This window comes from Curtobacterium ammoniigenes NBRC 101786, assembly GCF_001571045.1.
GTDB lineage: Bacteria > Actinomycetota > Actinomycetes > Actinomycetales > Microbacteriaceae > Curtobacterium > Curtobacterium ammoniigenes.
This window is the reverse complement of sequence record NZ_BCSV01000001.1, coordinates 375,106-395,327: the sequence shown is the minus strand read 5'-3', so window position 1 is coordinate 395,327 and position 20,222 is coordinate 375,106. Positions and strand designations below refer to the sequence as shown.

Here is a 20,222-nt window from a genome sequence, read left to right as displayed (position 1 = left end):
GTCACCGCAGTCCGGTCGGACGTGCCGGTCCGATCCATCGAGCGCCATTCGCGCCGACGCCAAGGTGTCCGGACCAGCGCGCGGTGACGGCCGAGCGGAGGTTCGGTGCGTGCCGCAATCCGGTCCGGACCGACTCAGCCCTGGGCAGCACGCTGCATCGGGCGCAGCCCGCCACCGCTGCCTAGCTCGCTCAGCCCTGCTGCGCCCGCTCGAGGACGAGTTCTCGCACCCGTGCCGCGTCCGCTTGACCGCGCATGGCTTTCATGACGGCTCCGATGATGGCGCCGGCTGCTTGCAGCTTGCCATCGCGAATCTTCGCAAGAACGTCCGGCTGCGCCGCGAGGGCTTCGTCGACTGCGCTCGTCAACGCCCCGTCGTCGGAGACGACCTGCAGCCCGCGCGCGGCAACGACCTCGTCAGGCGACCCCTCGCCGGCGATGACGCCTTCGAGCGCTTGGCGAGCCAATCGGTCGGTCAAGGAGCCCGAATCGACGAGTGCGATGAGCGCGGCGACGTGCGCCGGCGAGACCAGGTCTTCCGGCTGCGCATTCGTCGCGTTCGCGATCCGTGCGATCTCACCGGTCCACCACTTGCGCGCAGCCGCGGGTGACGCACCCTCGGCCACCGTCTGCGCCACCGCGTCGACGAGGCCGCTGTTCGCGACATCCTGGAACTCCAGGTCGGTGAATCCCCACTCGGCGCGGAGGCGACGACGGCGGGCGACGGGCGCCTCCGGCAGCGCTCGACGAAGCTCGTCGATGAGCGCGGGCGACGGCACGACGGGAAGCAGATCTGGCTCGGGGAAGTACCGGTAGTCGTCCGCGTCCGACTTCGGGCGTCCTGGCGACGTCGTGCCGGTGTCCTCGTGCCAGTGACGGGTCTCCTGGGTGATGGTGCCGCCGGCAGCGAGGATCGCGGCCTGTCGTTGGATCTCGTATCGAACGGCGCGCTCGACGGATCGGAACGAGTTGACGTTCTTCGTCTCCGTTCGCGTTCCGAGCCGCTCCGCACCCCGAGGGCGGAGTGAGACGTTCGCGTCGCAGCGCAGGTTGCCACGCTCCATCCGCGCCTCGGACACGCCGAGCGCGCGCACCAGGTCACGAATCGTCTGCACGTACGCGGCGCCGAGCTCCGGAGCGCGCTTATCGGCGCCGAAGATGGGCCGAGTCACGATCTCGACGAGCGGGACACCGGCGCGGTTGTAGTCGACGAGCGAGTACTCCGCGCCCTGGATCCGGCCGGTGGAGCCGCCGACGTGCGTGAGCTTGCCGGCGTCCTCTTCCATGTGCGCCCGTTCGATCGGGACCAGGAACGTGGTGCCGTCGGCGAGCTCCACTTCGACCTCTCCGTCGAACGCGATCGGTTCGTCGTACTGCGAGATCTGGTAGTTCTTCGCCAGATCCGGGTAGAAGTAGTTCTTCCGCGCAAACCGCGACGACTCGGCGATCGAGCATCCGAGCGCGAGCCCGAGACTGATCGAGTAGCGCACCGCTTGTTCGTTCACGACCGGCAGCGAACCGGGGAGCCCGAGATCGACCGGCGTCACGTACGTGTTCGGCTCACCGCCGAAGGCGTTCGGTGCATCCGAGAACATCTTCGTCTTCGTGCCGAGTTCGACGTGCACCTCGAATCCGAGCACCGGCTCGTATCGCTCGAGCGCTTCGTCGAAATCCATCAGGGCGACCTTCGCCATCAGACCACTCCCGCTTCCGCCGCTGATTCCTGCCCTCGGTCGAGATCCGGCGCCCGGTCGAGCAGGCGCGAACCCCACGATGCCTCCAGAAGCCGCTCGAGCACCGCGCCATAGCGATAGAGACGGGCGTCCTCGCGCGCAGGAGCCATGAGCTGCACGCCGACCGGGAGGCCGTCCTCGGGGGCGAGACCCATCGGGATCGTCATGCCCGGGACGCCGGCGAGGTTCGCCGGAATCGTGGTGAGGTCGTTGAGATACATGGCAAGCGGGTCGTTCACGCGTTCCCCGATGGCGAATGCCGTGGTCGGCGCGGAGGGACTGATCAGCAGATCGACCTGGTCGAACGCCGTCGCGAAGTCGCGCTGCACGAGCGTTCGAACCTTCTGCGCGCTGCCGTAGTAGGCGTCGTAATAGCCCGCGCTCAGCGCGTACGTACCGAGGATGATGCGCCGCTTGACCTCCGGTCCGAAGCCGCGCTCGCGGGTGGCAGCCATCACGTCCTCGACGGTGCCGCCGCCGTCAGGGGTCACCCGGAGCCCGAACCGGACGCTATCGAACTTCGCCAGGTTGGACGACGCTTCCGCGGGCAGGATCAGGTAGTAGGCGCTGATCGCGTAGGCGAAACTCGGGGCGGCGATCTCGATGACCGTTGCTCCGGCACGCTCGAGCAGATCGACCGTCTCGCGGAACCGCTGTTCGACACCCGCTTGGAACCCGTCGCCACCCGAGAGCTCCGCCACGACACCGACGCGGAGTCCCGTGAGGTCGTCGCGCTGCAGTCCGTCTCGCGCGGCCTCCGCGAAGGACGGCCACGCATCGGGGATGGACGTCGAGTCGCGCGGGTCGTGGCCGCCGATGACGTCGTGGAGCAGGGCAGCGTCGAGCACCGTGCGCGCCACGGGCCCGACCTGGTCGAGGCTCGACGCGAGCGCGATCGACCCGTAGCGGCTCACTCCCCCATAGGTCGGCTTCACGCCGACCGTTCCGGTCACGGCACCCGGCTGTCTGATCGACCCGCCGGTGTCGCTCCCGAGCGCGAGCGGCGCTTCGAACGCCGCCACCGCGGCTGCGGAGCCTCCGCCGGACCCGCCGGGAATGCGGTCGAGATTCCACGGGTTTCGCGTCGGTCCGTAGGCCGAATACTCGGTCGACGACCCCATGGCGAACTCGTCCATGTTGGTCTTCCCGAGCGGCACGAGACCGGCCTGCCGGAGCCGAGCGACCGGGGTCGCGTCGTACGGCGGCACCCATCCTTCGAGGATCCGCGACCCGGCTGTGGTCGGCATGTCGGCAGTGCACAGCACGTCTTTCACGGCGACCGGCACACCGGCGAGCGGCCCGAGATCGTCTCCGGCAGCGCGGCGCGCGTCGATCACCTTCGCGGCGGCGAGCGCCGCATCGTTGACGTGGAGGTAGGCGTGCACGTCGGGGTCGACCGCTGCGATGCGGTCGAGATACGCCTGCGTCGCGTCGGCGCTCGAGATCTCGCGCGAGACGAGCGCATCGGCGAGCGCTGCGGCGCTCATCCGGACGATGTCGTCGCTCACTGCTCCTCCCCCAGGATGGCGGTGACACGGAACCGCTGCCCGTCGGAGTCGGGCGCGCCCGAGAGCGCCTGCTCCTGCGTGAGCGTGGTGCCGACAACGTCGGGGCGGAACACGTTCTGCATCGGAATCGGATGGCTGGTCGCGGGGATGTCCGGCGTTGCGACCTCCGAGACCCGCGCGACGCTCTCGACGATGTGACCCAGCTCGCCGGTGAGCGTCTCGATCTCGTCGGGCGTCAGCGCGATGCGCGCGAGGGACGCGAGATGCGCCACCTGGTCGGTCGTGATGTCAGGCATGGTGCTCCGTCGATCGTTGGCTCGGGGACCGAACCAGTCTAGGGGCGGCGCCCTGCCCGCCGATCAGCCGTGGCCGCCGCCGTTGCCGTTGCCGTTGCCGCCGCCGTTGCCGTTCGTGCCCGCGCCGGGAGCGACCGGCGCACCGCCGGCATTCCCGGAGGTGCCGGTCTGCCCACCCGACGTCGACGTGGTCGGTGTGCTGGGCGTTGCGGCGCCCTGGGTGGCCGTGGCGGCCGTCGACGCGGACGGAGGCGCGGGCGGCGTGCCGATCATCGCCTGGTCCGGCACGGGGAGTGCGCCGCCCCCGTACTTGCTGTCCAGGAAGGTCATCATCTGCTTCCCGACGCCGAACTTCGCGCTGTAGCCGGTCGTGCCCTGACCCATCGGCCAGTTTGCGAGCCCGACGTTTCCGTAGACGTTTCCGATCCAGGTCGCGTTGGTGTACTTGGTCGTCGAGGTGACCAGCCAGTTCTGAATGTCGGAGTCTGTCGTTCCCGTTTTCGCGAACTTGGGCGTGGCGTCCTGCGGGTTGGCGGAGGCGGCCGTGCCTCCTGGCTGCAAGACGGTCTGCAATGCGTAGTCGACGGTGCCTGCGACCTGGGTTGAGACGCCGCGCGTGCAGATCGACGGCGAGGGTGCGATCACCGTGCCGTCCGCTTCGGTGACCTTATCGATGGCGCTCGGAGTGCAGACGACACCGTCGTTCGCGAACCCGGCATAGGCCTCGGCAAGATTGATCGGTGACAGCTCGTTCACGCCGAGGATCATCGACGGGCTCTCCACGAACTTTCCGCCGTCAGCCCGATGGATGCCCATCGCCGCGGCGAGATTCGCGATCTGGCAGAGGTCGAGCTGCTTCCCCATCTGCGCGAACGCCGTGTTGATCGACTCCGCGGTCGCCGTTAGCACGGACATCGATGCCGGCACCAGTTCGGCGTTCGCGACCGACCACGGCGGACCCGCGATGTTCTCGCAGGAGTTGTGGAACTCGGACGACGGGAGGTTGTGCTCCGTCGTCGAGACGTACTGGCTGAGCGTGTGTCCGGTCGCGAGCCACTCGGCGAGGGTGAACACCTTGAACGTCGATCCGGTCTGGAACCCGATGGAATTGCCATAGCCGCTGTCGGCGCTGTAGTTCACGGCAGTGCTGCCAGCGGGCGCGTTGTCGGACTGCGTGTAGGCCGTGTTCTGCACCATCGAAAGGATGCGCCCGGTTCCCGGCTCGACGGTGACGTTGGAGCCGCCGATGTGCACTCCGGACATCGTCGCGGGCACGTAGCTCGAGAGCGCAGCTTGCGCCTTCGCCTGGACGTCGAGGTCGAGCGTCGTGTAGACCTTCAACCCCTTGGTGTCGAGCGTCTCGATGCGCTGCGCGAGTGTGGCTCCGAACGCCTTGTCCTGCAGGATCTGGGCGCGGACGTAGTCGCAGAAGTACCCGGCGTCGTAGTTCGTCGCCGCGGTCGAACATCCGTTCGCGGTTGCTGTCACCTTGGGGGTGATCGGGGTCGCGATCGCGGCGTCCGCTTCGGCTTTCGTGATCGAGTGGTGCACGACCATCCTGCGAAGGACGTAGTCACGGCGTGTCTTCGTCAGCTTGTAGCCGTTCGCCGCGCCGTTCGATGCGTTCGAAGGCTCGTCGATCCGGAGGTTCTCGGGATTGTTCAGAATCGCAACGAGCGTGGCCGCCTGCGGCAGCGTGAGATCAGCGGCGTGCACGCCGAAGTAGTACTCGGCCGCGGCCTCAACGCCGTACACGCGACCGCCGAGACCGACGATGTTCAGGTATCCGGTCAGGATCTGGTCTTTGGTGTACTTCTTGTTGACCGCGATCGCGTACCGCATCTCCTGCAGCTTGCGCTGCGGAGTGACGCCGGTCACCTTGACGTAGCACGAGTTGATCTCGGCAGTCGTCGCGAGTTGCTCGCACTGCTGGACGAGGACGTTCTTCACGTACTGCTGCGTGATCGAGGAACCGCCCTGGACGGTCGAACCGGAGGCTGTGGACAGCGCACCGCGCACCGTGCCGAGGAGGTCGATGCCGCCCTCCTCGTAGAAGCGCGGATCCTCCGTGTCGACTGCGCCCTCTTTCACGTACTTGGACATCTGGGTGCTCGGCACCGTGGTCCGATTCTCCGCATAGAACGACGCGATGGGCACCTGCTGGCCACCCTTGGACGCGTAGATCGTGGAGACCTGCTGCTGCGACCCGATGTCCAGGTAGCTCGGGAGCCCCTCGAAGAACTGGGCCGCGGATGACACACCCTGCCCGGCGATCGCGACCGCTGGCGTCACTGCGACGGCGATGAGCATGCCCGCGAGCACGGCCATGATCACGAATGAGATCAGGGAGGCTGGCCATCGGAGCACGCGCATGGGAGAACGGTACGGACAAGCACTGGAATCGGCCCATTCCGACGCGCCGATTCCTGCGACGACCCTCAGGCTTTTCGGCCGACCATCGGAGCGAGGCGTATCAGTCCCGGACGAGCAGGTCTTGCGGGCGCACGAGCAGGAACTGTGGCGAGTGCGGATCCGCAGGGTTCGCAGGAGCGTTGGGGTCGCCACTGCGCGCGACGAGATCACTGCGGCCGATGGCGATCAGTGCAACGTCGTGGAGGGACGCGGTGCCCGGCTTCAGGTACTCGTTGTGCCCGAACGGTGAGCGGAACACGTCCCCATCGAACGCGGTGGACGCGCCCCCTACGAGGTCGAGCAGATGCGCCCCGAACCCGTGCGAGCCGGGATCGACGCCGAAGTATCCGGTGCCGGCAATGGGATCCCAGTGTGCGTCACCGACGAAGACCTGGCCTGATGTCACACCGAGTTGGCTCGCGCTCGCGACGGAACTGCCTGGTGAGCCGTACAGCGTGAGGGACTGCACGTGGATTCGGCCCGAGGACAGGGCGATCAGCGCGGTCGTGGAGCCGTACGAATGCGCGACCACATTGACCCGCGGTTCGGAGGCGGCACGCATCGTATCGAGGCCGGCGACGACCCGCTCGAATCGCTGTGCGCCGACCTTGGCGAGCTGGAGCGAGAGCACATTCGAGAGGTCGGGCGTGCGATAGCCCATCCAGGCGAGCACCGCGATGCCGGTGGACTCGTCGGTCGCTTGTGGGGCGAGGCTCGCCTGCTCGGCGTACACGTTCTCGGCGGTGTTGGTCCAGTCCTGCATCTGGCCGGTCACGGTGAAGAACATTCCCGGGACCATCACCGTGACGTCGGATGCCGTTGCCATGTTTCCGATGGCAATCGCTGCTCGCCCCGAGCCACGGGGGTCGAGCGTCAGCAGTTGCTTCATCGGCGTGCCCGGAGCTCGGCGGAGGGCATACCGGACCTGCTCCAGCATCGCGAGGGTCCGCGAGGACGCGACGGCGGACCGCTCGTTCTCGCGGAGTGCCTGCGTCAGATACGCGCGGTTTGCGCGGTCGCGCACGCCGTAGGGCACGCCCTCGAGGTTCCCGACGATGGCCGGGGCGTCATCCTCGAGGCGCGTCTGCGCTGCATGGGAGAGTTCTGCCCACCATTTCTGCACACGCGGGGCGGTCGGTGGCGCATCGAACACCGTCGCTTGAACCTGCGCATCGGCGGCGACGGCACGCAACTGTGCCGGATCAAACCGGCCCAATTCGGTGAGGAGCGCGTCTGGGCCGCTTTGCGCGGCAAGCCGCACGGCGGACGACACGGTGGTCGGCGACGGGTGGTGATTCAGGCCTTCCGGTGGTTGGCGTGCCCCGGGAGCGCTCACGACGAGCGAGGTTTGCGGCGCGGTCGGGGCCTCGACCACTCCGAATGTGTGAATCGAGGCTGCGAGCAAAGCTGCGGCGGCGAGCAGCAAATCGGTCTCCCCTGGGAAGGCCTCCTGTCGTCCCCCTGTAGACGGCAGGTGATGCTTCATCAAGTGTAGGGAAACCACTCCCGGTCGTGGGCTCTCTGTGAGAACTTGTCCCCCGTTCCGGGCACGCTCACCGGCGTGTCGCAGATCCGTGGGGACGACCTACTCGCCCGGGTCCTGTGTGGCGAGCGCGCTCGGCCCTTCTGTGACGAGCAGATGGAAGGCGGCGGCGTCGATGACCCGAAGCCCGAGTTGCTCGGCCTTGGTCAGCTTGGACCCGGCCCCGGGACCGGCAGCGACAAAGTCCGTCTTCTTACTGACGCTTGAGGCCGCTTTCCCACCCGCTGCGATGATCGCCTCTTGCGCGCCTTCGCGGGTGTACCCCTCCAGCGTTCCGGTCGCGACCACCGTCACACCGTCGAGCACGCCCTTCGGCCCCGTGGCCCCGCCGGGACCCGGATGACCGGGTGTGCTGAACGGGACGCCGGCGAGGGACCATCGATCGACGATGTCCCGATGCCAGTCGATGTCGAACCAGTTGAGCAGGGCATCCGCGATGATCTCGCCGACGCCGTCAACGGCAGCGAGCTCGTCTCGGGATGCCGCCCGTATCGCGTCAAGCGAGCCGAAGTGGTCAGCGAGCGCGCGAGCGGCGACAGGTCCGACGTGGCGAATGCTCAGTCCGACGAGGAAGCGCCACAGCGGCCTGCTCTTCGCGGATTCGATGTTCGCGAGCATCTCGATCGCCGCCTTCGACGGCACTCGCTCGGCGTCTCCGGCGAACCGCTCGCCGCGGAGTTCCGAATCGTAGGGTGGATCCGTTCGCTTCCGCAGTCGACTGAACGGCATCACGACTTTCGGCGAGCCGTCGTCGTCCGTGCGCGGCAGTCCGGTGTCGGCGTCGCGCACGATCACTTCGATGGCGAAGATGTCCTCGACCGTGAGGTCGAAGAGTCCCGCTTCCGTGATGAGCGGCGGCGTCGATGGCGCAAGCGGCTGCGTGAGCGCGGCCGCGGCCACTTCGCCCAGCCCCTCGATATCAAGTGAGCCCCGAGAGGCGATGTGCTCGACTCGCCCGCGGACCTGTGCGGGGCATGATCGTGCGTTCGGACACCGTAGGTCGATGTCGCCCTCTTTGGCCGGAGCCAACGGCGTTCCGCACTCCGGGCAGCGCTCGGGCATGACGAACTCGCGTTGGGTCCCGTCTCGGAGCTCGGTGACCGGGCCGAGCACCTCCGGAATAACGTCGCCGGCTTTTCGGAGCACCACCGTGTCACCGATGAGGACGCCCTTGCTCTTGACGACCTGCTGATTGTGGAGGGTCGCCTGCCGAACGACGGAACCGGCGACCTCCGCCGGCTCCATCACGGCGAATGGCGTGGCGCGTCCGGTCCGCCCGACACTCACCACGATGTCGAGGAGCTTCGTGTGGACCTCTTCGGGCGGGTATTTGTACGCGATCGCCCACCGGGGCGCCCGGGAGGTTGCGCCCAGTTCCTCATGCAGTGCCAGGTCGTCCACTTTGACGACGATGCCGTCGATCTGGTGCTCGACCGAAGCGCGCCGTTCGCCGTATTCGCGCACGAATTCGTTCACTTCGTCGATCGTGTCGAACACCCGATAGTGCGTGCTCGTCGGCAGACCCCAGGAGTGCAGGAGCTCATAGATCTGCGATTGCGAGGTCACGCCGGTGTCCGCCGTGAGCGCTGGAACGGGCCACGCGCCGATGCCGTGAACGAGCATCCGGAGTCGCCGAAGCCGATCCACCATCAGCGCTCGCTTCGCCGGGCTCTTCCCCTCTTCCTTTTGCCGGAGCGATCCCGCAGCGGCATTTCTCGGGTTGGCGAACACCCGTTCACCCGCCTCGCGCTGACTCGCGTTCAGCGCGTCGAACTCGGCGACGGGGAAGAATATCTCGCCGCGGACTTCGAGCAATGGAGGATGCCCGGAGCCGGCGAGCCGTGTCGGGATGGTGCCCATCGTGCGGACGTTGCCGGTGACGTCCTCTCCGATGACGCCGTCCCCGCGGGTCGCCGCGGTGATGAGTTCGCCGTATTCGTATCGGAGGTTGACAGCGAGGCCGTCGATTTTGAGCTCGGACAGGAATCGCACGCGATGATCGCCCGCGTCACGCTGCACACGGGCAGCCCAATCGGCGAGTTCGGCTGGGCTGAAGACATTGTCGAGGCTGAGCATCGGCTCGGCGTGCTCCACGGGAGCGAACTGCGTCGTCTGCGGCCGCCCGCCGACCGTCTGAGTGGGGCTGTCGTCACGGAGCATCTCCGGAAACCGCGCCTCGATTGCGGCAAGGCGACGGACCAGCCCGTCGTATTCCGCGTCGGAGGCGGTGGATTCGTTGCCCTCGTAATATTCGTCGCGCAGCCGATTGATGCGCGTGCGCAGGGCGTCGCTCTCCTGTTCGGCCTGGGCCGGGTCGAGTTCGTCGACCGCCGTGGTCGACATCGTGGAGTCGGCAAGATCGCTCATGCGGTCAGTTCTACCGGTCGCCGCTGACGCTCTCCCGCTCCGGTGTCGTGGCGAGGACATCGGCCGCGACAGTGCGATCGATCGTGCACTGCCCGAGGACGCGCGTACCGACATACACGACCGCAGTCTGGCCCGTCGCGACCCCGAGGATCGGTTCTGCAGGCGCGACGACGAGCCGACCGCCCACCGAATCGTCATCCGCGACGACGCGGGCTGCCGCGGGAACCGGGTCAGCGTGCGCGCGGATCTGCACGGTGCACGCGAATGGCGACGTCATGTCGGACGGCGCAGCACCGGCCCACGTGTATCGCTGCCCGGAGAGCTCTGCGATCGCCAACGATTCCTTCGGGCCGACGACGACCGTGTTGTCCTTGGGTCGCACTTCGAGCACAAAGCGCGGACGGCCGTCCGGCGCGGGGCGCCCGATCGACAACCCGCGACGCTGGCCGACCGTGTACGCATGTGCGCCGGCGTGCTGCCCGACGACGGTTCCGTCCCGCTCCACGATCGGTCCGTCGGACGCGCCGACACGATCGGCGAGCCACCCGCGCGTATCGCCGTCAGGAATGAAGCAGATGTCGTGGCTGTCCGGCTTGGCGGCGACGGTGAGTCCTCGCGCGGCCGCCTCGGCTCGAACCTCGGCCTTCGACGGTGTCGCCCCGAGTGGAAACATGGCGTGGTCGAGCTGCTCCTCGGTCAGGACCCCGAGCACGTACGACTGGTCCTTCGCCCACGCCGCCGCTCGGTGCAGTTCCGGCCGCCCCTGTTCGTCGCGAATGATCGTCGCGTAGTGGCCCGTGCAGACGGCGTCGAAGCCGAGTGCCAGCGCCTTCTCGAGCAGCGCGGCGAATTTGATGCGCTCGTTGCAGCGCATGCAGGGGTTCGGGGTGCGGCCGGCCGTGTACTCGGCGATGAAGTCGTCGACGACATCGGCTTTGAACCGCTCGGAGAAGTCCCAGACGTAATACGGAATGCCGATCGTGGCGGCGGCCCGTTGGGCGTCCATGGAGTCCTCGATCGTGCAGCAACCGCGGCTCCCGGTCCGGAGCGTTCCGGGCATGCGACTCAGCGCAAGGTGAACTCCGACGACGTCGTGCCCGGCCTCGACCGCTCGTGCCGCGGCTACCGCGGAGTCCACCCCGCCGCTCATTGCTGCAAGCACACGCATCGTTCCAGGGTACCCGGCGCTCGGGCGTACCCTGAAACCCTCATGGCGACGACCTCGGCGGGCTTCTCGATTCGATCGGTCGCGTTGTCGGCGTTCCTCCCGGCCACCCTCTTCGCTGTCGGCGAAGGCGCGATCATCCCGATCATCCCCATCGCCGCGCACTCGCTCGGGGCCACGTTGGCGATCGCGGGCTTCGTCGCATCGCTGATCCTCGTCGGGGAACTCATCGGCGACGTCCCGAGCGGATGGGTCGTCTCCGCAATCGGCGAACGGACGGCGATGATCGGCGCGTCGCTCGTCAGCATCGTCGGGCTGCTCGTCGCCGTCAGCGCGCCGAACGCCCTCGTTCTCGCGATCGGCGTGTTCCTCGTCGGAATGTCCACCGCGGTCTTCGCGCTCGCGCGACACGCGTACATGACAACTGCGGTCCCCATCGCCTACCGGGCGCGAGCATTGTCGACGCTCGGAGGGGTGTTCCGGTTCGGATACTTCGTCGGTCCCTTCCTCTCCTCTGGCATCACTCGGATGACCGGATCGGTGCAGAGTTCGTTCTGGATCCACGTCGCGTGCTGTCTCGCTGCCGCGATGGTGCTCTTCGTCGTTCGTGACCCGGCGACGGGGCGACGCGGATTCGGAGTCGCGCGACGGGCCTCCGGTGCGGCCGAGGACGAGGGCGCAGAGCTGGTGCGCGAAGAGTCGGAGGGGTTGTTCCGCACGATCCGGCAATATCGCGGCGTTCTCGTTCAACTCGGCAGCGGCGCAGGGATCATCGGGGCGATGCGGGCCGGTCGTCAGGTCATCCTGCCGCTCTGGGCGGTGAGCATCGGGATGGGCGCGTCGGAGGCAGCCCTCGTCATCGGGATCGCCGGGGCCATCGACTTCGGGCTGTTCTACACGAGCGGTCAGATCATGGACCGGTGGGGGCGGCTTGCGAGCGCGCTCCCCTGTCTGGTCGGGCTGAGCATCTGCTACTTCCTGCTGACGTGGAGCGACTCGTCGACGACCCGCGTGATCTGGTTCATCGCGATCGCAATGCTCATGTCGCTTGCGAACGGCGTCGGGTCGGGGATCCTCATGACGCTGGGCGCGGACCTCGCGCCTCGGGATCATCCAGCACCGTTCCTCGGTGCGTGGCGCTTCACCGGCGACTTCGGGCAGGCGGCGGCACCCGTCCTCATCTCGATCGTCACCGGCGCCGCATCGATCGCGCTCGCAAGCGGCGTTATGGGTGTGCTCGGGCTCGTCGGAGCGGGTGTCCTCCTCCGCTACGTACCGCGGTACCTTCCGCGCGCCCTCCGCTAGCCGCGCGCCTATCCGGAGGCTCGGCTCCCCTACACTGGCAGCGCCGCGGGAGTGGTGAAACTGGCAGACACGCAGGATTTAGGTTCCTGTGCCTCCGGGCGTGAGGGTTCGAGTCCCTTCTCCCGCACCGACCATGTCGGAGCGGCGGCGGCAGCAGCAGCGAGTGACGATGACATGCACTGCTGGCGTCCGATGTCGCACGCTAGCCTGGGCAGGCGAGGCGAAAGGGGACCTCGCCTCCCGATCCGGAAGTCCCATGCCGCACGTCGCCTTCGCTCTGATCCCGTTCCTCGACCCGAACTACATCCTCGACCACTTCGGTGCAGTCGCGGTGCTCGTGGTGTGCGCGATCATCTTCGCTGAGACCGGTCTGCTGATCGGGTTCATCTTTCCGGGCGACAGCCTGCTCATCATCACCGGCGTGTTCGCCTTCGACCGCGGTGGCAGCATCGGCGGGATCCCCGTCTGGCTTGCCATGATCATGATCGGCGCAGCGGCGTTCCTCGGCGGTGAGTTCGGGTATCTGATCGGCCGTCGCGCAGGTCCGCCGATCTTCGAGCGACGAGAGAGCGGGCTCTTCTCCCGCGAGGCCGTCGAGCGAACGGACCGGTTCTTCCAGCGTTTCGGATCGAGGGCCGTCATGCTCGCGCGATTCGTGCCGATTGTCCGCACGTTTGCGCCGATCGCCGCGGGCGTCGGGCGTATGAACTATCGGAAGTACTCGCTCTACAACGCGATCGGCGGTCTCGCCTGGGGCACTGGCATGACGCTCCTCGGGTTCCTCCTCGGGTACATTCCACCGATCGCGGCACTCGTCCGGAACTACATCGACCTCATCCTCGTGCTCGCGGTCGTCGTCACCGTCGTGCCCGCTGCGCTCACCTACTGGCGGAACGCGCGCAAGGCTCGCAAAAGCCGCGACGGCGATCCGGACGGCGCGGGCCGAGCCGACCCGACTGACGAGCCCGACCAGGACGCCGCCTGACGAACCGCGACGCGACTTACCTGTCGGCGGTGTCGAACCACGTCCGAACGCTGGGCGCGATGCCGCGAAACGCCTTGGATCGATGGCTGAGCGCGTCCTTCTCATCCCTGCTCAACGCTGCAGCACTCACCGGGGCATCGTCGGGTTTGAAGATCGGGTCATACCCGAAGCCGCCGTCACCGCTCGGCGCCGTCAAGACCTCCCCCGGCCAGACGGCCTCGACGACGTGCTCCTCACCGTCTGGCGTGACGAATGCGGCCGCGCAGACGAACGCCGCGGTGCGCTCGAGGACGCCCTCGAGGTTGCGAAGCAGGAGCGCTGTGTTATCCGCGTCGACCCGCGTGCCGGCGTAGCGCGCGGAATGGATTCCCGGGGCGCCGCCGAGCACATCGACGGCGATCCCCGAGTCGTCCGCGAGCGCCGGCAGTCCCGTGTTCTGCACTGCTGCACGCGCCTTGATTAGGGCGTTCTCGCCGAACGTGGCGCCGTCCTCGATCGGCTCCGGACCGTCGTAAGCCCGCAGGGACACGTCGCCGAGTGCGTCGTCGAGAATGCGTTCGAGCTCGGCGACCTTATGCGCGTTGTGTGTGGCGAGGACCACCGTTCGGGCATCGACCACTGGATCGGTCATGCGCCGGCCACGTCGGCGCCGGTGCGGACCGCCTGCTGGATCGCCGCGAGCGACGCGTTCCCAGCGAGTCCGAGATCGAGCAGCGTGTTGAGCTCATCCCGATCGAACGGCGCATGCTCGGCGGTGCCCTGAACCTCGATGAACGTCCCGGAGCCGGTCGTCACGATGTTCATGTCCGTGTCCGCGATGGAGTCTTCCGCGTACGCCAGGTCGAGCATTGGTGTGCCGCCGACGATGCCGACCGAGATCGCCTGGACGCTGTCCGTCAGCGGGGTCGCTTTCTTCGCGATGAACCCCTGCGCGCGACCCCACTCGACCGCATCGGCGAGCGCCACGAATGCGCCCGTGATTGATGCCGTTCGGGTGCCGCCATCGGCCTGGAGCACGTCGCAGTCGAGCACGATCGTGTTCTCGCCGAGTGCGCGCATGTCCACGACTGCGCGGAGCGAACGACCGATGAGCCGGGAGATCTCGTGCGTCCGCCCGCCGACGTGCCCCTTGATCGACTCGCGCTGCATGCGCTCGTTCGTCGAGCGCGGGAGCATCGCGTACTCCGCGGTGACCCACCCGCTGCCTTTCCCGGTCATCCAGCGAGGAACGCCGTTGGTGAAGGATGCGGTGCAGAGCACGCGCGTGTTTCCGAAGCTGATCAGGGCGCTGCCCTCTGCCTGACCGCTCCAGCCGCGCTCGATCGTCACCGGGCGGTGCTCGTGCGGTTCTCGGCCATCGATTCGCGTCATTGTCGTGCTGCTTTCGTCGTTTCGGAACGGTCCGGAGGTGGTCATTGCGCCCGTCAGGCGTCGGCGGGGAGAGCGATGACGCCGGTTTGCAGGTGTCCGACCGACGCGACCTCGGGGCCGAGGAAGCGTCGGGCGAGCGCCTTGAAGCCGGCCTGATCGAGTCCGGTCGCCTCGAATGTGTAGGTCGGCGGCCGCGCGTCGACGCGTTCGAGGCCGTGCTCGATGAGACGCCGATAGACGTCGCTCGCGGTCTCCTCTGCGCTGGAGACGAGCGTGACATCGGGGCCGACGACGTACTGGATCGCCGCGGACATGAGCGGGTAGTGCGTGCACCCGAGGATCAAGGTGTCCACGTCCGCGCGTCGGATCGGCTCGAGATACTCCTCGGCCGCCGCTCGCAGCGCGGGACTCGCGGTGTCCCCGGCCTCGACGAACTCGACGAAGCGGGGGCAGGCGGCAAGCGTCAGCGTGACGTCGTTCGCCGCGGCGAACGCATCCTCGTACGACCGGGAGGCGATGGTTCCCTCCGTGCCGATCACCCCGATGCGTCGAGAGCGGGTCTGCTGCATTGCGGCGCGAACCGCTGGCTGGATGACTTCGATGACGGGGATGCCCGCCGCACGTTCGTACCGTTCGCGCGCGTCGCGGAGGACCGCGGAGGAGGCCGTGTTGCAGGCGATCACGAGGGTCTTGACACCCTGATCGACGAGGTCGTCCATGACGGCGAGCGCATATCGGCGGACGTCGGCGATCGGCTTCGGGCCGTATGGCGAGTGCGCCGTGTCGCCGACGTAGCGAATGCTCTCTCTCGGGAGCTGGTCGATGATGGCGCGCGCGACGGTGAGTCCTCCGACACCGCTGTCGAAGACTCCGATCGGCGCGCTCGTCACAGTGCAACCCTAACCAGTCCGAGCCTGCACGGAGGTCGGCGCGGGCGTGCCGACTACGCTCCCAGGAGTGACCACCGCCCTCCTGACGGACCAGTACGAGCTCACCATGGTCGATGCGGCCTTGAAGGACGGCACTGCGGACCGACGATGCGTGTTCGAGGTGTTCGCGCGCCGTCTCCCCGACGGACGCCGCTACGGGGTCGCGGCGGGACTGGGGCGGTTCTTGGGCGCGCTCAAGGATTTCCGCTTCGGCGACGAGGAGATCGGATTCCTGCGCGACCGGGGCGTCGTCGACGCGGCGACGGCACGGTGGCTCGAGGAGTACCGGTTCCGCGGCACGATTCGCGCGTACCGGGAAGGCGAGATGTATTTCCCGAATTCGCCGGTCCTCCAGATCGAGGGGTCGTTCGCCGAGTCGGTCGTGCTTGAAACGCTCGCGCTCAGCATCCTGAACGCGGACTCGGCGGTCGCATCGGCTGCCGCGCGGATGGTCTCGGCGGCCGACGGACGACCTGTTGCCGAGATGGGCTCCCGACGGACCGGCGAGTGGAGCGCCGTCGCCGCGGCCCGAGCTGCCTACATCGCGGGGTTCGGCGCGACGAGCAACCTCGAGGCCGGGCGCACGTGGGGCATCCCGACCATGGGGACCGCCGCCCATGCGTTCACACTGCTGCACGCCTCCGAGGAGGAGGCGTTCCGATCACAGCTCGCCGCACTCGGCACCGGCACGACGCTGTTAGTGGACACCTATGACATCGCCAGGGCTGTTGACACTGCCGTCCGCCTGACCGACGGAGTGCTCGGGGGCGTCCGGATCGACAGCGGCGACCTTCCGAGCGTCGTCCGCGCAGTGCGTTCGCAGCTCGATGCGCTCGGCGCACGGGGGACGACGATCACCGTGACGAACGACCTCGACGAGTTCACGATCGCTGCGCTCCGCGGAGCGCCGGTCGACGCGTACGGCGTCGGAACCTCGGTGGTATCGGGCTCCGGCCATCCCGCCGCGGGAATGGTGTTCAAGCTCGTCGCGCGCGAGTCCGCTGCGGGTGATCTCGAGCCGGTGGCGAAGAAGTCGGTGGACAAGGCCACGATCGGAGGCCGCAAATGGGCCGGTCGTCGTCTCAGCGGCGGTGCGGCGATCGCGGAGGTGATCCGCGTGGAGCCCACGTCGGTCATCGACGAGCGGCCGCTGCTCGTCGGCGTCGCGGAGCACGGCGAGGTCGACCCGCGGTGGCTCGGTACCGACGGGGTGCAGGCGGCACGGCGGCACCATCGGGGGGCCAAACAGGAGTTGCCGGCCGATGCTGAGCGGATCGGTCGCGGCGATCCGGCCATCCCCACGCTGGTCGTGTGATCGGACCGGTCGAGTCGTACGCTGGGGTCATGAGCACGACGGAGCCGGTGGGCGGAACCGATGTCATGGACCGCGAACTCGAGCGGCTGCTCGAAGAGGAGACCGTCGAGCCGGGCGATCACGAACGGTTCTCGCACTACGTGCGCAAGGAGCAGATCCTGGAATCGGCCATGACGGGCAAGCCGGTGCGGGCGCTCTGCGGCAAGAAGTGGATCCCGGGGCGCGACCCCGAGAAGTTCCCGGTGTGCCCCGATTGCAAGGCGATCTACGAACGCATGCGGGACGAATAGGTCCCGCTCCGCTCAGAAGCGCTGAACGGCCTGGAGCAGGGCCGGACCGCGTCGATCGAACGCCCACCCGCCACCGAGCACGCCGAGGACGAGGACGAGGACGCCGGTCCCGATGCCGACGAGCAGTGCGTGAGCGGCGGTCGCTGGGTCGCGGGTCACGATGGCGATGACGCCGAGGACGATCGTCGGAGCGCTCAAGGCGAGGGTTGGTGCGAGCGTGAGCACTTGGGCGAGCACCGCATGCGAGCCGAGCGACTGCGGCTGCTGGAACGGCCGATCGCCCGGGCGGACCGCGGGGTAGGGCAGCAGTGCCGACGCGACGCTCGAGAGCCCGGTGCCGGTCAGGAGCAGGCAGATCGAGGCCGCAAGCTCTGGCGCAAGGGTCCCTGACGGGGCCCACAGCCCCGCAACGACGAGCGCGCCGACGACGACGCCCGGAAGGCCGACCACGAGCATCGGCATGATCCGGCCCAGGCGATCAGCCCAGCCGCGCACACCCGCTGCGACGTGCATCCAGAGGGCCGTTCCGTCGAGCGCGACGTCGTTGTGCGGCAGGAATCCGGCGATAAGCGCCATCACGGGCAGCGGTACCAGGGCGGCGAAGCGCCATGGCATCCCCGCGACACCCAGTGGGATGACGACGATGGGCACGACAAGGAGCACCAGATACGACGCGCGATACCGCGGGTCGCGACCCCAGTAGACGAACGACCGGGCAGCGATCGCGCCGACCGAGGTGCGTCCGACCATCCGGAACAATCCGCCGATCTGGAGGCGCGTCCCGGTCGGCGAGGGCGGCGTCGCCTCGAGCGCACGCCCCGCTTGCACCCACCAGGTCGCGAGCAGCGCTGCCGTGACGGCGAGCGATTCGATCAGCTGCCCGACGGCCGCTCCGGCATGACCCGCTTCGACGCTCGCGGTGAACGCGGCCGCGCTCCCCCACGGCGTCCAGCCGAGGACGGCTCCGATCCCGGCGGCGCCGGAGCCTCCGCGCATGCCGACCATCAGCAACGGCACGGCGACGGCAGCGAGCGCCGCGAGGACGATCGCGATTCCCCATTGCGCTGCGCGTGTCCATCGCGTCTCCGTGCGCAGCGTGGTCGCACTCACCGCGACACGACCGAACGCCGTCGCCTGCACGACGACCAGCACGACGCTGATCACCGCAGCCGTCGCTGCACCGGTGGTGCTCCCGAGCCCGACCGCGGCGCCGATGGCGACGATGAGGAGGCAGAGCATCGGCCAGCTCAGCGCGCCGGCGGCAAGCAGTCCGACTGCCGCGTCGCGCTGCCCCAGCGGGAACTGCCGGAAGCGCAGAGGGTCGACTGCGTCGCGAGCACCCGTGATGGCGGGGACGACGGTGAACGCAATCAGCATGAGCGCGCTCACCGCGACGATGACGCCGCGGCCGCTCGGCGTCGTCGTGTCGACGTTCGCGACGACCACCGCCACGACGAACGAGGCGCCGAGCGATGCGAGCAGTCCGACGCTCCGACCGACCGCCCTGACCGGGTCGGTCCGGACGATACCGAGGAGCATGGCGGCCCTCAGGCGGAGAAGCTGTGCAACCATTCCATGCTCTCCGCAGCGCCGAGACCACCGGCGAGTTCGACGAACTTGTCCTCGAGGCTCTTGCGACCCCGCACCTTGGCCATGGTCCCGGCGGCGAGCACCCGGCCGCCGACGATGACCGCGACTGAGTCGCATGTGCGTTGCACGAGCTCCATCGAGTGGCTCGACAGCACGACGGTGCCGCCGCCCCGCACATACCGACGGAGAATCTCGATGATTCCGACCAGGCTGACCGGGTCGATGGACTCGAAGGGTTCGTCGAGCACGAGCACGCGAGGTGTGTGGATCAGCGTCGCCGCGAGCGCGATCTTCTTGGCCATGCCCACCGAGTAGTCGGACACCGGCCGGCCGAGCGCATCGCCGAGACCGAATGCGGTCGCGAGGTCGGCGGCTCGGCTGCGTGCGGTGGCGATGTCGACGCCGTGCAGCACAGCGGCGGAGGTGAGGAGTTGCACGCCGGTCAGCCGGTCGAACAGTCGGAGACGGTCCGGCAGGATCCCGAGACTGCGTTTCGCGGCGACCGGGTCTGTCCAGACGTCCTGATCGAGAACGAACGCGGAGCCGGCATCGGGACGCAGGAGCCCAGTGAGCATCGAGAGGGTCGTCGTCTTGCCCGCTCCGTTCGGACCGACGATGCCGTAGATGGATCCGCGCCGAATCTCGAGGTCGATGCTGTCCGCGGCGAGCGTCGTGCCGTATCGCTTCGTGAGCCCGTCCGCTCGAAGGACCACCGGCTCTTGTTCTCGAGTCGGACGCCGGGGTGCAGAGCGCCCCGTTCGCTTGCGCGGTGCAGGGACGGTGTCGTCCGCCGAGGGGGACGCCAGAGCCTGGTCGTCCTCGCCGTCGGTCGTCGGCGCCACGTCAGCACGCGTCGCTCCTGCGGCCTGCGTGCGGCTGACGCGGGGAGCCCTCGGCGCCCGGCTGCGTGCGGGGCGCGGAGGGAGGGCTTGCTCCTCCGAGCCGGCGCGCGCGTTCTCGGCCTGGCCGGGAGGCGCCTCGTCGTCGGTCATTTCGCCCCTTGTGCTCGTGTGCGGCGGGCGCCGCAATGTGCGTGCAGCGGGATCGCGCACGGCTCGGCCGAATCGCCCCTGCGCGGCCCCGACGCGCTTGGGGCGTGCTTCCGCCGTTCTCCCCACCCTATCCACGGCACCCGAGCTTGGACGGCGGCAGGGCGGGGTTCGTCCGGACGGGAGGGCCATGGCCCGGAGGAGACAGTCGTTACGGTTGCGTGACGAATGTCCGGTTTCACACCCCGATCCGGGGATCCGGCGTAGAATTCACCGAACGGCGACCGGGTGTTCAACCCGTCGTCACTGGATTCGTCGCCGCATTGCTTGCCGATCCGCCTGCTGAAGCCCGCGCTTTCTGAACTGATTCTCGGGAGTTTCAGAGGGCCGGCCGACAGCATGCACGCGAGTCGCACGGTGCGAGT

At 68.3% G+C, this 20,222-nt stretch carries 16 protein-coding genes and 1 tRNA gene; 5 read left to right on the top strand and 12 right to left on the bottom strand.

The window, feature by feature from the left end:
* Positions 1 to 190: 190 nt before the first annotated feature.
* From gatB to mnmA, 7 genes are all read right to left on the bottom strand, one after another.
* Positions 191 to 1,693, bottom strand: a complete 1,503-nt coding sequence (gene gatB, locus CAM01S_RS01740) for an Asp-tRNA(Asn)/Glu-tRNA(Gln) amidotransferase subunit GatB (protein ID WP_066515313.1) — start codon at positions 1,691 to 1,693, stop codon at positions 191 to 193.
* The gene (gatA, locus tag CAM01S_RS01735) at positions 1,693 to 3,219 is read right to left on the bottom strand and encodes an Asp-tRNA(Asn)/Glu-tRNA(Gln) amidotransferase subunit GatA (protein ID WP_066516705.1); all 1,527 of its coding nucleotides are present in this window, start codon (positions 3,217 to 3,219) and stop codon (positions 1,693 to 1,695) included. The genes gatB and gatA overlap by 1 nt, the downstream gene beginning before the upstream one ends.
* A gap of 17 nt (positions 3,220 to 3,236) precedes the next feature.
* Positions 3,237 to 3,536, bottom strand: a complete 300-nt coding sequence (gatC, locus tag CAM01S_RS01730) for an Asp-tRNA(Asn)/Glu-tRNA(Gln) amidotransferase subunit GatC (RefSeq protein ID WP_066515308.1) — start codon at positions 3,534 to 3,536, stop codon at positions 3,237 to 3,239.
* 63 nt (positions 3,537 to 3,599) lie between these two features.
* Positions 3,600 to 5,909 carry a transglycosylase domain-containing protein gene (locus CAM01S_RS01725; protein WP_066515305.1) on the bottom strand — a complete coding sequence of 770 codons (2,310 nt, stop codon included), beginning with the start codon at positions 5,907 to 5,909 and terminating at the stop codon, positions 3,600 to 3,602.
* Positions 5,910 to 6,009: 100 nt separating this feature from the next.
* Entirely contained in the window at positions 6,010 to 7,434 is a 1,425-nt protein-coding gene (locus tag CAM01S_RS01720) for an alpha/beta hydrolase (protein ID WP_083527631.1), read from the bottom strand.
* Positions 7,435 to 7,533: 99 nt separating this feature from the next.
* Positions 7,534 to 9,858: an NAD-dependent DNA ligase LigA gene (gene ligA, locus CAM01S_RS01715; protein WP_066515295.1), complete on the bottom strand. Its 2,325-nt coding sequence runs from the start codon at positions 9,856 to 9,858 to the stop codon at positions 7,534 to 7,536.
* 10 nt (positions 9,859 to 9,868) lie between these two features.
* The gene (gene mnmA, locus CAM01S_RS01710; RefSeq protein WP_083527630.1) at positions 9,869 to 11,026 is read right to left on the bottom strand and encodes a tRNA 2-thiouridine(34) synthase MnmA; all 1,158 of its coding nucleotides are present in this window, start codon (positions 11,024 to 11,026) and stop codon (positions 9,869 to 9,871) included.
* Positions 11,027 to 11,068: 42 nt separating this feature from the next.
* Here mnmA and CAM01S_RS01705 point away from each other — a divergent pair, with 42 nt between their 5' ends.
* From CAM01S_RS01705 to CAM01S_RS01695, 3 genes are all read left to right on the top strand, one after another.
* Positions 11,069 to 12,328, top strand: coding sequence for an MFS transporter (locus tag CAM01S_RS01705; RefSeq protein WP_066515284.1), 1,260 nt, complete (start codon positions 11,069 to 11,071; stop codon positions 12,326 to 12,328).
* A gap of 45 nt (positions 12,329 to 12,373) precedes the next feature.
* Positions 12,374 to 12,455 (top strand) — tRNA-Leu (locus CAM01S_RS01700).
* A 129-nt stretch (positions 12,456 to 12,584) separates the two neighbouring features.
* Positions 12,585 to 13,313: a DedA family protein gene (locus tag CAM01S_RS01695; protein ID WP_066515276.1), complete on the top strand. Its 729-nt coding sequence runs from the start codon at positions 12,585 to 12,587 to the stop codon at positions 13,311 to 13,313.
* 16 nt (positions 13,314 to 13,329) lie between these two features.
* On the opposite strand, the gene rdgB is transcribed toward CAM01S_RS01695, so the two are convergent.
* The 3 genes from rdgB to murI are packed head-to-tail and all read right to left on the bottom strand — an operon-like array spanning position 13,330 to position 15,574.
* On the bottom strand, positions 13,330 to 13,944 hold the full coding sequence (rdgB, locus tag CAM01S_RS01690) for an RdgB/HAM1 family non-canonical purine NTP pyrophosphatase (RefSeq protein ID WP_066515267.1): 615 nt from the start codon (positions 13,942 to 13,944) through the stop codon (positions 13,330 to 13,332).
* Positions 13,941 to 14,684, bottom strand: a complete 744-nt coding sequence (gene rph / locus CAM01S_RS01685; RefSeq protein WP_157071343.1) for a ribonuclease PH — start codon at positions 14,682 to 14,684, stop codon at positions 13,941 to 13,943. Before rph ends, rdgB begins: the two co-directional genes overlap by 4 nt.
* A gap of 53 nt (positions 14,685 to 14,737) precedes the next feature.
* Positions 14,738 to 15,574, bottom strand: a complete 837-nt coding sequence (gene murI, locus CAM01S_RS01680) for a glutamate racemase (protein WP_066515263.1) — start codon at positions 15,572 to 15,574, stop codon at positions 14,738 to 14,740.
* Between the two features lie 67 nt (positions 15,575 to 15,641).
* Here murI and CAM01S_RS01675 point away from each other — a divergent pair, with 67 nt between their 5' ends.
* Both CAM01S_RS01675 and CAM01S_RS01670 read left to right on the top strand, forming a co-directional pair.
* Positions 15,642 to 16,928, top strand: coding sequence for a nicotinate phosphoribosyltransferase (locus tag CAM01S_RS01675; RefSeq protein WP_174520401.1), 1,287 nt, complete (start codon positions 15,642 to 15,644; stop codon positions 16,926 to 16,928).
* A 29-nt stretch (positions 16,929 to 16,957) separates the two neighbouring features.
* On the top strand, positions 16,958 to 17,218 hold the full coding sequence (locus tag CAM01S_RS01670; RefSeq protein ID WP_066516695.1) for a DUF3039 domain-containing protein: 261 nt from the start codon (positions 16,958 to 16,960) through the stop codon (positions 17,216 to 17,218).
* A 12-nt stretch (positions 17,219 to 17,230) separates the two neighbouring features.
* On the opposite strand, the gene CAM01S_RS01665 is transcribed toward CAM01S_RS01670, so the two are convergent.
* On the bottom strand, positions 17,231 to 18,790 hold the full coding sequence (locus CAM01S_RS01665; RefSeq protein ID WP_157071342.1) for a hypothetical protein: 1,560 nt from the start codon (positions 18,788 to 18,790) through the stop codon (positions 17,231 to 17,233).
* Entirely contained in the window at positions 18,766 to 19,800 is a 1,035-nt protein-coding gene (locus CAM01S_RS01660; protein WP_083527629.1) for an ABC transporter ATP-binding protein, read from the bottom strand. The genes CAM01S_RS01665 and CAM01S_RS01660 overlap by 25 nt, the downstream gene beginning before the upstream one ends.
* Positions 19,801 to 20,222: the final 422 nt, after the last annotated feature.